The 16,579-nt window shown below is 32.1% G+C and carries 11 protein-coding genes; 4 read left to right on the forward strand and 7 right to left on the reverse strand.

The genetic code is table 11. From position 1 onward, the window contains the following. The first annotated feature begins 58 nt into the window (after nt 1-58). Nucleotides 59-1,342: a tetratricopeptide repeat protein gene (locus FHS04_RS00195; protein ID WP_106676971.1), complete on the forward strand. Its 1,284-nt coding sequence runs from the start codon at nt 59-61 to the stop codon at nt 1,340-1,342. A 19-nt stretch (nt 1,343-1,361) separates the two neighbouring features. After that, on the forward strand, nt 1,362-3,584 hold the full coding sequence (locus FHS04_RS00200; RefSeq protein ID WP_106676969.1) for a TonB-dependent receptor: 2,223 nt from the start codon (nt 1,362-1,364) through the stop codon (nt 3,582-3,584). 377 nt (nt 3,585-3,961) lie between these two features. Here FHS04_RS00200 and FHS04_RS00205 read toward each other — a convergent pair whose 3' ends face one another. The 5 genes from FHS04_RS00205 to FHS04_RS00225 all read right to left on the reverse strand — a co-directional run bounded on the left by FHS04_RS00205 (nt 3,962) and on the right by FHS04_RS00225 (nt 9,904). Further along, nucleotides 3,962-4,759, reverse strand: a complete 798-nt coding sequence (locus FHS04_RS00205; protein WP_106676967.1) for an anti-sigma factor — start codon at nt 4,757-4,759, stop codon at nt 3,962-3,964. Between the two features lies 1 nt (nt 4,760). Next, entirely contained in the window at nt 4,761-5,288 is a 528-nt protein-coding gene (locus FHS04_RS00210; protein WP_027878605.1) for an RNA polymerase sigma factor, read from the reverse strand. Nucleotides 5,289-5,389: 101 nt separating this feature from the next. Next, entirely contained in the window at nt 5,390-6,016 is a 627-nt protein-coding gene (locus tag FHS04_RS00215; protein WP_027878606.1) for a YceI family protein, read from the reverse strand. Nucleotides 6,017-6,037: 21 nt separating this feature from the next. Beyond that, nucleotides 6,038-6,595 carry a superoxide dismutase family protein gene (locus FHS04_RS00220; protein WP_106676965.1) on the reverse strand — a complete coding sequence of 186 codons (558 nt, stop codon included), beginning with the start codon at nt 6,593-6,595 and terminating at the stop codon, nt 6,038-6,040. A gap of 90 nt (nt 6,596-6,685) precedes the next feature. Then, on the reverse strand, nt 6,686-9,904 hold the full coding sequence (locus tag FHS04_RS00225) for a VPS10 domain-containing protein (protein ID WP_106676963.1): 3,219 nt from the start codon (nt 9,902-9,904) through the stop codon (nt 6,686-6,688). Between the two features lie 98 nt (nt 9,905-10,002). On the opposite strand from FHS04_RS00225, the gene FHS04_RS00230 reads away from it, so the two are divergent. Together FHS04_RS00230 and FHS04_RS00235 are read left to right on the forward strand one after the other, a co-directional pair. Continuing rightward, on the forward strand, nt 10,003-11,130 hold the full coding sequence (locus FHS04_RS00230; protein ID WP_106676961.1) for a vWA domain-containing protein: 1,128 nt from the start codon (nt 10,003-10,005) through the stop codon (nt 11,128-11,130). Between the two features lie 8 nt (nt 11,131-11,138). Continuing rightward, nucleotides 11,139-12,605 carry a MoxR family ATPase gene (locus FHS04_RS00235; protein ID WP_106676959.1) on the forward strand — a complete coding sequence of 489 codons (1,467 nt, stop codon included), beginning with the start codon at nt 11,139-11,141 and terminating at the stop codon, nt 12,603-12,605. Nucleotides 12,606-12,641: 36 nt separating this feature from the next. Here FHS04_RS00235 and FHS04_RS00240 read toward each other — a convergent pair whose 3' ends face one another. Both FHS04_RS00240 and FHS04_RS00245 read right to left on the reverse strand, forming a co-directional pair. Next, entirely contained in the window at nt 12,642-14,288 is a 1,647-nt protein-coding gene (locus tag FHS04_RS00240) for a M1 family metallopeptidase (protein WP_106676957.1), read from the reverse strand. Nucleotides 14,289-14,296: 8 nt separating this feature from the next. Continuing rightward, on the reverse strand, nt 14,297-16,507 hold the full coding sequence (locus FHS04_RS00245; protein WP_106676954.1) for a bifunctional alpha,alpha-trehalose-phosphate synthase (UDP-forming)/trehalose-phosphatase: 2,211 nt from the start codon (nt 16,505-16,507) through the stop codon (nt 14,297-14,299). Nucleotides 16,508-16,579: the final 72 nt, after the last annotated feature.

The raw sequence follows: 16,579 nt of genomic DNA on the forward strand, positions 1-16,579 counted from the left end.
AAAGTACTCCTTAATTTACCTACTTATTACAACAAACAAACTACAAAAAACAAAAACAATGAAAACCAATATTATATTATTACTATTTGCATTTGTCTTGGCAAGTAGTTGTAAAGAAAAACCCAGTAAGATTACTAAAACATCAGATTACGAAATCTACATTACTAATCCAGACAATACGATATTAAGTAAAATAGAAGAAGATTATAGTTTCTGGAAAAACAAATATAAAGAGACTCCAAACCAATACCCATATCTAGCTAAGTTAGCAGCTGCAGAAAGTAAGTTGTTTACAGCTACAGGAAATATAGATTATTTAAAAAAAGCTGAAGAAAATCTTTTAGAGGTAAATAAAATTACCAAATACAACAATGCAGGCTATTTACGAAGCTTAGCAAGAAATTACATTTCTCAACACAAATTTAAAGAAGCTTTAAACGTATTAGAAAAAGCTAAAATTAATGGAGAAAACCTTGAAGGGACACAAAAAATGCTTTTTGATGTGCACATGGAACTTGGTAATTATGAACAAGCAAAAGACTATTTAACTAAAGTTAAAGACTTAAGTGATTTTGGGTATTTAATTAGATTGTCAAAATGGAGTGACTATAAAGGAGACTTAGCTTCTGCAATTAAATATCTAGAAAAAGCACAGACTATAGCAGAATCTTCTCAATTAAACGAAATTAAACAATGGACATATACTAATCTAGCCGATTTTTATGGTCATGATGGTCAAATAGAAAACTCTTATAATAATTATTTAAAAGCATTACAATTAAACCCAGATAATGCTTACGCAAAAAAAGGAATAGCTTGGATTGTTTACGCACATGAAAATAATCCTGAAGAGGCTAAAAGAATCTTAGAAAAGATTGAAAAACAGCATCAATCTCCAGATTACTATTTGTTTAAAGCAGAGTTAGCTGAATTTGAAGGTGATACAGTACAAAAAAATAAGTATTTCAAAATTTATTTAGATAGTGTAAACAATCCTAAATACGGAGATATGTATAACGTGCATACATCTAAATTGTTAGCGGATGTTAATAGCGAAAAAGCTGTAGAGTTAGCTAAAATAGAAGTACAAAATAGACCAACACCAATGTCTTACGATTTATTAGCTTGGAGCTATTTTAACACAGGTAAAAAAGAAAAAGCTTTAGAAATTATTGATACTTTTGTAGCTAATAAAACCTTTGAACCAGAAGCACAATACCACATGGCAAAAATCTACAAAGCTAACGGAAAAACAGACAAAGTAACAGCTTTAAAAAACGAACTACTAGCTAGTAGTTACGAGCTTGGACCTGTAACCACAAAACAGGTGTTAAAACTATAATCAACTAACAACAAACCTTATGAAAAAATTATTATTACTATTTGTAATGATAGGAACAACTATGTCCTTATCTGCACAAATTAAAGGAACAGTTGTAAGCAACAATCAACCTATTGAAGACGCTTACATTTACAACCAAACTTCAAAAAGTCATTCACATTCAAATCAGTTAGGTCAATTTGAAATTAGTAATACCAACGTTGGTGACGTATTACTAATAGGACTTTTAGGTTACGAAAAACAAGAAGTAACCTTAACAGATAATTTAATTGCTAATCTAGTTATAGATTTAAAACCAAAAGCGTTTATGTTAGACGAGTTGGTGTTATCACAACCAACAGATGTTTTAAGTAGCATTGTTCAAATAGATTTAGAAACCAATCCGATTAATTCTTCTCAAGAAATTTTAAGAAAAGTGCCAGGATTAATCATAGGTCAACATGCTGGTGGCGGAAAAGCAGAACAATTATTTTTACGTGGTTTTGATATTGATCATGGTACAGATGTAGCTTTAAGTGTAGATGGTATGCCAGTAAATATGGTATCTCATGCACACGGACAAGGTTATAGTGATTTACACTTCTTAATACCAGAAACTATTGAGAAAATTAACTTTGGTAAAGGTCCGTATTACTCAGATCACGGAGATTTTAATACTGCAGGTTTTGTAGATTTTAGAACAAAAAGCAGCTTAGATAACAGTACAATTAGCTTTACAACAGGACAGTTTAACACTTTACGTACTTTAGGTATGTTTAATCTTTTAGAAAACAAAGCATCTCAAAATGCATATGTAGCATTAGAATATATTGAAACAGATGGACCTTTTGAGTCACCTCAAAATTTTGACAGATTAAACCTTATGGGTAAGTATAATGCGTATTTAAACGATAATTCAAAATTAGGATTAACGGTTAGTCATTTTACAAGTAAATGGGACGCATCAGGTCAAATTCCTGTTAGAGAAGTTAACAATGGTAACATTTCTAACTTTGGTGCTATAGATGATACAGAAGGAGGATATACAAGTAGAAGCAATGTCAATGTACAGTTTAGCACCATTTTAGATAATGATATTGCTATGCAAAGTAATGTGTTTTACTCTAAATATAATTTCGAATTATACTCAAACTTTACCTTCTTTTTAGAAGATCCTGTTAACGGTGATCAAATTAAACAAAAAGAAAATCGTGATATTTTTGGATTAAACACGCAGTTTAATAAAGAAGTTAATTATAATTCTTTTGATATAAATTATACAGCTGGTTTAGGATTACGTTTTGACGATATTAAAGACATAGAGTTATCACACACATTAAATAGAAAGACAACTTTAGATTATATCCAATTAGGAGATGTGTATCAACGTAATATGAATGCTTTTGTTAATGCCGAAATTGACTTAGGAAAATTTAGCATCACTCCAGGATTAAGGTTAGAGTATTTCAACTTTCAATATAATAACAAGTTAAGTGAAACTTACGATTTACAAACAAATACAGAAGTAGCTGTATTGCCTAAACTTAATTTTCAATTTAATCAAAACGAAAATTTACAATGGTTTTTAAAATCAGGAATAGGATTCCATTCTAACGACGCCAGAATTGTATTAAATAACGAAGTAGATAAAGCGTTACCAAAAGCGTATGGTGTAGATTTTGGAAATATCTGGAAACCAACACAAAAAATTGTACTTAATACAACATTATGGTACTTGTTTTCTGAAGAAGAATTTGTTTATGTAGGTGACGCCGGAATTGTAGAACCAAGTGGAGAATCTGAACGTTACGGATTAGATTTAGGTGTAAGATTTCAGTTAAACGATTATTTCTATTTTAATACAGATGCAACGTTTACAAAAGCGAGAAGTCTAGAAGCTGAAGATGGAGAAGATTATATACCATTAGCGCCAGATTTTACTTTAGTTGGTGGATTATCGGTTAAAGATTTTCATAAGTTTTCTGGAGCAATTAACTACAGATATATTGATGATAGACCTGCAAACGAAGATAACAGTATAGCAGCAGAAGGATATTTTGTAACCGATTTTAACTTAAACTATAGCTTTAATAAACACTGGAAATTAGGTGTTATTATTGAAAATTTATTTGATACAGAATGGAAAGAAACTCAGTTTTTAACCGAGTCTAGATTAGAAAATGAAGTTGCGCCTGTTGAAGAAATTCACTTTACACCAGGTACGCCATTCAACTTTAGAACAACATTAAGTTATTCTTTTTAAAAAAAGAATAAAAAAATAAAACCTTGCTATTCATAATTACGTAAATATGTTAGCTATCGATTTAAGGGAATTGATATAAAGAACTAACAAATAGGTTAATGCTATGAAAAAGTAAGGTTTGTTTTTTGTTAGTTTGTAGGAAATGTCTAATTAGTTTATACTTTTTAGGCATTTCTTTTTTTTAACTATGTTGTTTAAGTAGCTATAAATAATTACGTTAACTATGTGTATTTAATATTAGCTTAAAACAATTAAATTTTGAAATAAGGAATGATGAGGTTTTTTATTCTATTCAAGAATATAAATTGGTAGTAAAAAATAGAAAATAAAAAAGCACTTCATTTAAGAAGTGCTTTCTTTTTACATGTATTTAAATATTAGTTAGAGGCTAAGGCACCTAACGTATATAATTGCTCTAATGTAGGCGATTGGCTACCACCAGCAGGCTCTAAGGTAATACCAAATGCTTGAGATTTGTTGGCATTATCTAGCTTAAATATCTTATTATCATCCTGCATAAAATCGTCTATTGTACCTAAACTTGTTGGTGTAAGCGGATTTAATAATAAAGACCAAACTTGGTATACTTTTCCTTCTGGAGGTTCAGGTAGACCTTGTAAGTCTAAATAAATTTGATCATTATTTTCATCCCAATAAACTGTTGCATAGGCATCAGGATAAGCTGCTTGACCTTCTAAAGGTACCTTAATAATGTTTCTATCTCTTATTACGTTAAGCAGATTTTTAGTTTCGGCTAACTTAGATTTTGAGTCTTCTATTTGAATTTCTAAAAATTCTTTTTCTGTGTTTATTGTAGTTACCTCGGTTTCTAATTGCTGTTTTTGGTTTAAGGTCCACAATAAGCCAGCACCAACTATTACTGCAGCTGCCCAACCTGTGTAAGTAAACCAATTTCTGTTTTTCTCTTTTGGTAACTGTACAACTTTATCGTTTCTGTTACTTAAGTGCGCTTTAATAGTGCTATAAGCAACAGGTTGCTCTGGAGCTATGCTATTAGATAATTTTATAAATGCAGCTTCTATTTGTAATACTTCCTGTAAAACTTCCGGATGTTTAAGCATTAAGTCATAAACCTCCTTGTTTTCTTTTTCAGAAAGTTGTCCTGCAACATAAAGTTCTAATATTCCAGATTGTATGTATTCGTTAATATTCATTTTATAATACTGAATCTCTTAGTTCTTGGATACAATTTCTATTTCTTGTTTTTATTGTGCCTATTGGCATATCTAGCTCTTCTGAAGCTTCTTTTTGGGTATAACCTTTAAAGTAAAGTAGCTCTATAATCTTAACACATTTTTCTGCTAGTTTATCTACAAACTTTTTTATACCAATAGCATCAGTCTTACTTCCTAAGTTATCTGATGAGTGTATTATATCTACGAAATAATCGGAGTTAAGGTTTTTGCTAGATTTTTTAAAAGCTTTAGATCTAGTTTTGTCTATTGCAGCGTTGCGAGATATATTTAAAAGCCAAGTAAAAAATCTACCTTTACTAGAGTTGTAACTATCTGCTTTTTCCCACGCTTTTATAAAGACGTCTTGCATGACTTCTTCAGCTATTTCATTGTCTCTAACAATGTTATAAATAACTCCATGCATGCTTTGACTGTACATATTATAGAGTTTTTCAAAAGCTTTTTCGTCTTTCTTTTGAAATTGAGATACTAAGTATTCTAATTGCATATAAGGGTTTGAAGTTATTTTTTAAATATAAGGATAAATGATAAAATAAAAAATCGCCCGAGAGCGATTTTTTATAATTAAGTTTCTATTTGTATTTAAGTTTATTTTTCTCTTAAATAAGTTTCAATTTGAATAGCAACATCTTCCCATGTTTTACTTACACCATCAGCACCTTTATGTAGGTCAAAACAAACTTTATTAAGTGCGTTTAAGGCTTCTATAGCATTCCAGTTATTTAAGTCCATAGTTCCTTTTAACGTTACTCGTCTTTCATCTTCTATACCAACTTCTAAAGGTAAATCATGGGTTACACCATTCATTGTTAAGCTTGCTACATATTTAGAATCTTTGTACTTTAATGTTCCAGATATTAAATCTGTATCTATCATTGATCCAAAAAATGAATTTTTAATTTTGGCATCTCTTGTATTTGTAGCATCATTAGTAAAAAGGCTACTTACAGGGATAGAGAAGCTTAAGTTATTTAATGCTTCTTCTGGAGTTGCTCCAGATTTATTATCAAATTTTACTGTAGTAAACTCTCCATTAACTCCAACTTTGTCTGTTGTTTTATAAGCAGTCCATTTAACAGAAGTAGCTTCTGGTTTTACAACAAACTGTTTAGTTGTTTTAACGTCTTCGGTTGTTGTGGTTTCTTTTTTTTCTTCTTTACAACTAACAAAAACACTTAATGTAATAGCTAATAGTAAAATTGAAATTTTTCTCATTTGTTTTTATATTTATTTTGGTTATCTAATTATTCCTCCGCAACTAATTCTTCCTCCAGCTGCTCCTGTTGGTTGTGTTGTAAAATCATCTTCTCCAGAATGAACGATAATAGCTTTTCCTACTACATTTTTGGTGTCATCTTGGCATCCTATACACCACAAATCTGTTTTTAACGTAACAGTTGCTTTTCCGTTTTCATCAGCAGTTAAATTACCAATATCACCTTTATGAAAGCCGTCTGGGCTACCCCATTTTCCGTGAGAACTTCCTGTAGGATTCCAATGTCCACCGGTACTTTTTCCGTCGTCAGAAGAGCAATCCGCTTTTTCGTGTATGTGAATGGCATGCGTACCAGGCTCTAAACCACTTAACATGGCTGTAAACTCTACAACACCATTAGTCTCTGTGAAAACAGCAGATCCTGAAACGTCACTACCGCTTTTAGGTTCTAAATTCAGTTTTACTTTTTTAGACGTTTCAGCAACTGTTTTTTCTGTGTCCATTTTCTTTTTATCTTCTTTACATCCAACAAAAACAGCTAAGGTTAATATTAGTGTAATAAGGCTTATCTTTTTCATATTATATTAAATTTTATGGTTAGACATAGAAATTTAACTACTAATAAGCCTTTTTGCAAATATCTATAGTTAATAATTCTTTAAAATAGTTTAATCTAAATTAAAGTTTTTAATGTTATCTAATGTTTTTGTCATGTTAATAGTTTGCATTTTTTGATAATATGGTTTAAAAGTATCTTCAAAAAACAAATTAGTTGTTTTTAAAGCGGCTTCTAAGTCTTTTTTAGCATGATTGATTAATTTTTTTTCTGTTTCTGTAATTCCAGTTTTTCTTGATCCAACATACCATCTAGCTTTACTTAGCCTGTCTGTTACACTAACATCTAGCGTCATAGTAATACCTTGTCTTTTATCCTGCTTACCAAGATAAATATCTAAAACTTCATCTATCTTCTTTATAATGTCTTTAGATGTTTTGATGTCTTCTTTGTATTTATCTTTGTCTAAATCGGTAAGTTCTTTTTTATACTTTTCTGCTAATGCTTTGGTTTCTGCAAGCTGTTTTGTAGCGTCTGCAGCGACTTGTTGCATTTGTTCTAATTGCTTTAAAGTGTTGTAAACTTCATTTATAGCTTCTTGAGAAACGTCTAATCTAGGGTCCGATTTTACGGTGATAGTTGTTTCTGAAATTTGATCACCATATTCTAATACAGCTTTGTAAGTTCCTGGTTTTACATCAACTCCGCTAGGTTCTCTCTTTCTTTTTCTTGTTGAACGTGAAGGTCTATCTACACCTTTTTCATCCATATACCACGTCCATTTGTGTAATCCTTTGTCTTTAGGCGCTTTTTGTTTTAAAGTCCTAATTAATTTGTTATTATCATAGATTTTAAGTGAAATGGAATCCCATTTAATGACTTCTTTATTTTCCGTTTCTTGACTGTTTTTTTCAGAATCTTCTTTGTTTTCATCCTCTTTAAGGCTTTCTTCTTTTTTATCTTTTGGATTAATAAAGTAGCTAAAACGTGCTCCGCTACCACGATTTTCGCCATTAAACATAGCGTTTGCGCCAAAACGACTTCCTGTAGGTTGTTGGTATGCCGCTTGATAAGCGGTTGGAGGATTAAATAAAGTTATGGTTTCTGTAAGTGTGTTTTTATTTTTTGCAATTGCTCTTAACGGTCTAATATCATCCAATACCCATGCAGCACGACCAAAAGTACCAATAATTAAATCATGCTCACGTGGATGAATTACTAAGTCTTTAACAGACGTAGTAGGGAAGTTGTTAGTCCATTTGGTCCATTGGTTTCCTGCGTCTATCGAGATGTATAAACCGTCATCTGTACCTAAAAACATAAGGTTTGGTTCTTCTAAATCTTCAATTATAGCTAGTGCATAACTTTTTACATCGTTTTGATCTACAATACGTTGCCAAGTTTTTCCGTAGTTTTTTGTTCTGTAAACATAAGGTGAATAGTTAAAACGTCTGTAGTCGTTTGCTACTAGCAATGCTTCACCTTTATTTTTATTACTAGCTTTTATTTGAGCAATCCAACTTCCTTTTGGTAATCCTGGTAAATTACTAGACACGTCGTTGTATGTTTGTCCTCCGTTTTGAGTGATATGAATTTTTCCATCATCAGTACCAACCCAAAACACATCTTTTTCTACTGGAGATGGTTCTATAACTAGTATCGTACAATGGTTTTCTGCACCTGTTGCATCCATCGTTAACCCACCACTTTCGTGTTGTTTTAACTTTTCAGGATCATTAGTGGTTAGGTCTGGCGAAATTACTTCCCATGTTAAACCTTTGTCAGTAGATTTATGTACAAACTGACTACCAAAATAAATCGTGCTATTATCAAAGGGATCGATATTTATGGCAGCATTCCAATTAAAACGAAGTCTTACATCTTTATCTGGATGTGTAGGTTGCACGGTGTAATTATTACCTGTTTTCCAGTCGTATCGACTTACATACCCTTGTTGACTCATGGTCCATCCATATTGTGAGTTATCTCTATCAGGAATAACATCAAAACCATCTCCAAAGCTTATTTCTTGCCAATAACTGTTACGAATACCTTGTGCTTTCCATACATAAGCTGGTCCGCGCCATGATCCATTATCTTGCATTCCGCCATAAACATTGTAAGGATACTCGTTATCTACATTAATATGATAAAATTGCGCCACAGGTAAGTTGCCAATAAAGCGCCAATTTTTTCCGCCATCTTTAGTAATATTCAATCCTCCATCATTACCATCGATCATAAAATTACCATTATCTGGATGTATCCACCATGCATGATGATCTGGATGTACACCGTTACTAGAACCGTATGCTGGCATTAATTGATCAAAGTTTTTACCACCATCTTCACTTACATTTACATAGGTGAAAACAGAGTAAACACGGTTTTCATTTTCTGGATCAACATAAATTTCAGAATAGTAAAAAGGTCTGTTACCAATATCAGATTTATCGTTTATTTTTTTCCATTTAAAACCACCATCTTCACTTTTATAAAGTGCATTTTTTTTAGCTTCGACTAAAGCATAAATAACATTAGGTTTATTTTTAGCAATCACAACACCAATACGACCTAATTCGCCTTTAGGGAAACCGTCTTCATCGGTTATTTTTTTCCAAGTTTCTCCACCATCATGGGTAATGTGTAAACCAGAACCTTCTCCACCAGATTTAAAGAACCAAGGATCGCGTTTATGTTCCCAAAGTGCAGCAATTAATTTGTTAGGGTTTGATGGATCCATTACTAAATCTGCAGCACCAGTTTTATTATTAGCAAATAAGATTTTGTTCCATGTTTTTCCGCCATCAATAGTTTTAAAAACACCACGTTCTGGATGTTCTCCCCAAGGACTACCAATAGCAGCTACGTAAATAATATTAGGATTTGTAGGGTCTACAATGACGCGATGGATATGTCTTGTTTTTTCCAATCCCATAAGTTGCCATGTTTTTCCGGCGTCTAAAGATTTATAAATACCATAACCGCCATTTAAACTGTTTCTAGGATTTCCTTCACCAGTTCCAACCCAAATCACGCTAGGATTTGATTGTTGGATAGCCACAGCACCAATAGATGCAGTCGCTTCTTTTTCAAAAATAGGTTCCCAATTTATGCCACCAGAAGTAGATTTCCAAAGTCCACCAGACGCAGTTCCAACATACATTACATCTGGGTTTTTATGTACAACATCTATAGCAGTTACACGACCAGACATGCCACCAGGACCAATATTTCTAGGTTTCATGTTTTTAAGTAAATCCAAGTTTATTTCTTGTGAAAAACTTGAAAACGAAATCATTAAAAATAGTAAAAGGGAAAGTTTTTTCATTATTAGTTAATTTAGTTTGCCTAAAGTTAAGCAACAAATTATTAAAAAGGTGTTAATGGATAAATTTTGACTTTAAAAAGTCGTATTTTTATACTGCAATGAAAAACGAAAAAACACATAGAAAAGGCTTTGTATTTAAACCTTACGAAGCACCTTCGCAAACTCCATTTGAAAAACTTTTTGAAATTTTTAAAGAGTTAATTACACATACTTCTGGCGATTTTGATGAAGCTATAGATTGGTTAAAGCAACTTGACGACGAGTATAACTTAACTACCGCAGAGTATACTATAGACGACTTTATTGAAGACCTTAAAAAGAAAGGTTACATAAGAGAAGAAATTAAACCTGACGGAAAAAAGGGTAACGCCATTACCGCTAAAACCGAAAGAGCTATAAGGCAATCTGCTTTAGAGCAAATTTTTGGGAATATTAAAAAGAGCGGTAGCGGTAATCACAAAAGCAAAAGTATTGGAGTAGGAGACGAGCATACTGGCGATTTTAGAGCATACCAATTTGGAGACAATTTGGATAAAGTTTCTGTTACTGAAAGTTTGAAAAATGCACAAATCAATCATGGTATTGGTAATTTTAATCTTACTGAAAATGATTTGGTTGTAGAAGAAACTAACCATAAATCACAAATGAGTACCGTACTAATGATAGACATTAGTCACAGTATGATTTTGTATGGTGAAGACCGAATCACACCAGCAAAAAAAGTTGCTATGGCGTTAGCCGAATTAATAACGACCAGATACCCAAAAGACACTTTAGATATTTTGGTTTTTGGTAACGATGCTTGGCCAATAAAAATTAAAGATTTACCGTATTTAAACGTTGGTCCGTATCACACAAATACAGTTGCTGGTTTGCAATTAGCAATGGATTTATTAAGACGAAAACGAAACACAAACAAGCAAATTTTTATGATTACAGATGGTAAACCAAGTTGCTTGCGTTTACCAGATGGTACTTATTATAAAGATAGTAACGGACTAAATCCATACATAACCAACAAGTGTTATGCTATGGCGCAACAAGCCAGAAAATTACATATCCCAATTACTACATTTATGATTGCTCAAGACCGTTATTTAATGCAATTTGTAAGAGAATTTACACAAGCCAATCAAGGAAAAGCATTTTATACAGGCTTAAAAGGTTTGGGCGAAATGATTTTTGAAGATTACGAAACCAACAGAAAAAAAAGAATTAGAAGATAAAAGCTAAAATGAAAATAGAAAACATAACAACTTTAGGAGAATTAAAAAAATCTGGTTATCAACCAAAATCTATAAAAGATGAATTGAGAGATAATCTAATAGAAAAAATAAAAAATAAGGAAACCATTTTTAAAGGTGTTCATGGTTACGAAAACACAGTAATTCCAGAATTACAACGTGCCATTTTATCAAGACATAACATTAATTTGTTAGGATTACGTGGTCAAGCAAAAACACGATTAGCACGATTAATGTTGACTTTGTTAGATGAATACATTCCTGTTGTAGAAGGTAGCGAGATTAATGACGATCCGTTACAACCCATTTCAAGATACGCTATTCAATTAGTTGAAGAAAAAGGTGATGATACGCCAATTAGTTGGTTACATAGAAGCGAGCGTTTTGCTGAAAAATTAGCAACGCCAGATGTTACCGTAGCAGATATTATTGGTGATGTAGATCCTATTAAAGCTGCCAATTTAAAATTGAGTTATGCAGATGATCGTGTTATTCACTACGGAATGATTCCACGTGCTAACCGTTGTATTTTCGTGATTAACGAGTTGCCAGATTTACAAGCCAGAATACAAGTAGCGTTATTTAATATTTTACAAGAAGGCGATATTCAAATACGTGGTTTTAAACTAAGATTGCCATTAGATATGCAATTTATCTTTACCGCAAATCCAGAAGATTATACAAATAGAGGTAGTATTGTAACGCCTTTAAAGGATAGAATTGGTTCGCAAATATTAACGCATTATCCAAATGATATAGAAACCGCAAAAACGATAACACAACAAGAAGCAAAATCGGATATAAGACAACAAGATTCTATTTACGTACCAGAATTAGCAAAAGATGTTTTAGAACAAGTAGTTTTTGAAGCACGACATAGCGATTTTATAGACGAAAAAAGTGGTGTGAGCGCACGTTTAAGTATTACAGCTTATGAAAACTTATTAAGTGCTGCCGAACTAAGAGCATTAAAAAATAATGATGAAAAAACTGCTGTACGGTTATCTGATTTTCTAGGAATTATTCCTGCAATAACTGGTAAAGTAGAATTGGTTTATGAAGGCGAACAAGAAGGTGCAGCTAATGTGGCTTATAATTTAATTGGTGAAGCGGTAAAAACATTGTTTATTCAATATTTTCCTGAAATTGAAAAACTTAAAAAACAAGATGATGTAGGTCCATATGATGATATTGTATCTTGGTTTTTTAACCAATCTGATGGTTTTGAATTACTTGATGATTTAAGAGATAAAGAATATAAATCATTACTAGAAGCTGTTACACCATTAGATGATTTAATTGCAAAACACCAATCTAATTTAAGTAAAGAAGATAGCTACTTTATGAAAGAGTTTGTGCTTTGGGCTTTAGTAGAATATAAGCAATTAAGTAAATACAGATTTACAAAAGGAATTCAGTTTAAAGATCCTTACGGAAGCTTTATTAAAGGTTTGTAAATAAAAAAAGCATCGTTATTACGATGCTTTTTTTATCTAAGACTTTATTTGTAATGATTTTATATAAAAATTGTTGTTAACACTAATTGAAGAATTTGCTGAAGGAATTTTAATAGATTCCCATTCATTAGTTGGGTTTATCCAATGTTCTTCTCCGCCAATATTAATTAGTAAAGGCATTTTAAAATCTTCTACGGTATTAGAAAATCTGAATTTCAGAGTTTTATTTTCAATTTTATACTCAAACACAGGAATTTTAGTCGTGCGTAAATATTGATTAAAGAAACCTGTTAGGTCTAAACCAGTTTCTTCAGCTAAACAATGTTCAATTTGTTGTGTTGTGACAGTTTGGTGATAGAATTTTTTATTTAAAGTCCTCAAAATCTGACGCCATTTTTCGTCATCATTTACAATAGTTCTTAAGGTATGAAGCATGTTAGCACCTTTATAATACATGTCTCCAGAACCTTCATTATTTACATTGTATTGTCCAATTAATGGTCTGTCGTTTTGTATGCTTCTTCTGGTTCCAATCACATATTCTGATGCTGCTTGTTTACCATAGTAATAATCTAAAAATAAACTTTCGGAATATGCTGTAAAGCTCTCATGAATCCACATGTCTGCAATATCTACATTTGTAATATTGTTGGCAAACCATTCATGTCCAGCTTCATGAATAATGATAAAATCAAATTTTAATCCCCAACCTGTACCAGACAGATCGTTACCTAAATATCCTTTTAAATATTGATTTCCGTAGGTAACAGAGCTTTGATGCTCCATGCCTAAATATGGTACTTCAACTAGCTTAAAACTATCTTCGTAAAATGGATACGGACCAAACCAATGCTCAAAAGCTTTCATCATTTTTGGAGCATCTGTAAAGTGTGTTTTGGCTTTGTCTAGATTGTAATTTAGTACATAATAATTCATGTCTAAATCGCCTTTTTCACCTTCATAAACTTCTGAAAAATTAGCGTAATCACCTATGTTAATATTTACTCCGTAATTATTAATTGGGTTATTTACAAACCAGTGATACGTTTTTGTTTGATCATCTTTTTGTTCAATTTTTCTAAGTCTTCCGTTGGAAATATCCATTAATTTTTCAGGCACATTTACACTAATAAGCATACTGTCTACCTCGTCATACATGTGATCTTTATTTGGCCACCAAACACTTGCGCCAAGTCCTTGACAAGACGATGCTATAAAATGATTACCATTTTTATCTTTTTTCCAAGAAATACCGCCATCCCAAGGCGCACGAACAGCTTCACGTGGTTGACCTTCATAATAGGCAACGACGCTATTTACTTCTCCTATTTTTTGAGTGTTTTTAAGTGTGATAAAATGAGCATTTCCATCATGTTTAATATCAAGTTCTTCGCCATTTTGAGTGACTTTAGTCAGCTCTAAAGGCGGTTGCAAATCTATTTGCATAACTTGATATGGTTGCAATACTTTGTATTGAATGGTGTTTTTACCCGAAATTGTTTTGGTTTCTGGCTCTACTTTTATATCTAGGTGATAATAAGATAAATCCCACCATTCACGTTCTGGTGTAATGCTTCCGCGAAGTGTATCTTGTCGAGTAAAATTTTTCTTTTTATGAAGTAATTGTGCGTGAGATATTGTAAATGCCAAACAGCAAATAGCAAAGGTGAAAATTGATTTCATTTAATAAATTATTGTTGCGTAAAATTAGCTAATAAATCTCTGACTTTGTCTGTATCTTTTACGTAATATTTTGCTTTTGTTTTTTTAAAGCCAACTTTTACAGAATAGGTGTTTTCTGGTAAATCTTCAAACATAAATTCGTCTGTCCAATCATCACCAATTGCAAAAATAAAATCGTAATTAGCTTTTGTTAACCAGCGTGAAGTTGCACGACCTTTATTAACGCTGCTACTTTTAATTTCGATGACTTTATTTCCTTTTAAAACAGATAGATCGTTGTTAGATATTAAATGTGTTAAAACTGTATTTAATTCTATAGTTCTTATTTGAGCTAATTCTGGATCGGCTTTGCGGTAATGCCAAGCTAATGAGTATTTTTTTTGTTCGATAAATGTTCCTGGAGTACGATCTACAAAGGTTTGAAGTATTGGTTGTATGTTGTCCATCCAGTTAGTTTTTAAGATTTCTAACATTTGCCAATCGTCGTTTTTAGCCTTTAACCATACTCCGTGGTCTGTGATTAGGTTATAAGATTTGTCTGCAAACCAGTCTTCAAAAGTTTCGCGATCGCGACCACTAACTATAACCACATCTGTATGTTCTGTTTGATTTAATTGGTCTAAAAGTTGTATTAATTTATCGTCTGGTTTTGCATCTTGTGGATTATCTTTAAATCCAACCAAAGTACCATCATAATCTAAAAATAACAGCTTTCTTTTAGCCTGTTTAAAATCTGAAATCATAGTTGCTTGATGGTTTTCATCCATTTTTTTAGCAACAATTGTCTTGCCTATTTTTTTGGTGTCGTTTAAGGATTTCATAAACTCTTCTGCCCATTTTTCTACGCTGTAACGTTGAAGACGTTTTTGAAGAATTTTTATTCTTTTAGATTGCTCTTCAGCAGGCATTTCAATAGCATGTTTTAAAGTATCAGCTAGTTGTTCGAAGTTATTAGGATTAATAAGTAATGCTTCGTTCATTTCTTTAGATGCGCCAGCCATTTCACTTAAAATCAAAACACCATCTTGGTTAACGCGTGTTGCAACGTATTCTTTAGCAACAAGATTCATTCCATCTCTTACTGGCGTAATTAATGCAATTTGTGATGAGGTATACAAGTCTATTAAATTATCAAAAGGCATAGATCTATAAAAATACCAGATTGGCGTCCAACTAACGGTAGAAAATTCTCCGTTAACACGACCAACAAGTTCGTCTGTTTCTCGTTTCAATTTTTGATATTGAGGCACATCAGAACGTGACGGAACCGCCAACATCACCAACCTTACCTTTTCTTTAAACTGCGGATATTTGTTAAGGAAATATTCAAAAGCGCGAATACGATTTGGTATACCTTTGGTATAATCCATACGGTCTATAGACAAGATTAATTTGGTATCTGGACCAGCCTGAATATGATCGTCTAATCGTTTTTGAAGCTCAGATTTTTCAGTATTTGATTGATTTAAATGAGAAAGCGCTGCGTTATGAAATTTTTTGTAATCTATTCCCATTGGGAATGAATCTACCTTAACAACACGATCTAAATATGAAATTTCGTTAAACTGAACATCTAATCTTAAAATTCGTTTTACAGAACTTAAAAAGTGACGCTCATAATCATACGTATGAAATCCTAAAAGATCGGCACCAAGCATACCGTGCAGCAATTCTTCACGCCAAGGAAACGTTCTAAAAATTTCATAAGACGGATAAGGAATATGTAAAAAGAAACCAATGGTCGTATTTGGTTTTTTGTCTTTGATAAGCTTTGGCAGTAACAGCAATTGATAATCATGTACCCAAACTGTGTCACCATCTTCGATATTGTCTAAAACAACATCTGCAAATTTTTGATTAACAGTTTTATAAGCTTCCCATTGATCGTTATCAAACTCGGTGTATTCCATAAAATAATGAAATAAAGGCCAAAGGGTTTTATTGCTAAATCCGAAGTAAAAATTGTCTACATCATCTTGTGTTAACGGTACAGTAGCGCATTTTGCTTTAGTAACTTCTTTATTAACTTGATTAGACAAGTCTTTATTTAACTCTTCTTCGGTCAATCCTGACCAACCAATCCAAATACCATTCCCTTCTTCATGAACCGATTTTAAACCGGTAGCTAATCCGCCAACACTAGGTTTTATGTTTAAAGTATTATTTTCAATTTTGACTTGTAAAGGAAGACGATTAGAAACAATAATTGTTTTATTCATAAGGGTTTGCTTTGGTTTAAAGTTAAGATTTTCGTTAATTTAATGAAAAATTGATTGAAAACATTATAAAAC

The sequence above is a fragment of the Mesoflavibacter zeaxanthinifaciens subsp. sabulilitoris genome (assembly GCF_014191595.1).
Lineage (GTDB): Bacteria > Bacteroidota > Bacteroidia > Flavobacteriales > Flavobacteriaceae > Mesoflavibacter > Mesoflavibacter zeaxanthinifaciens.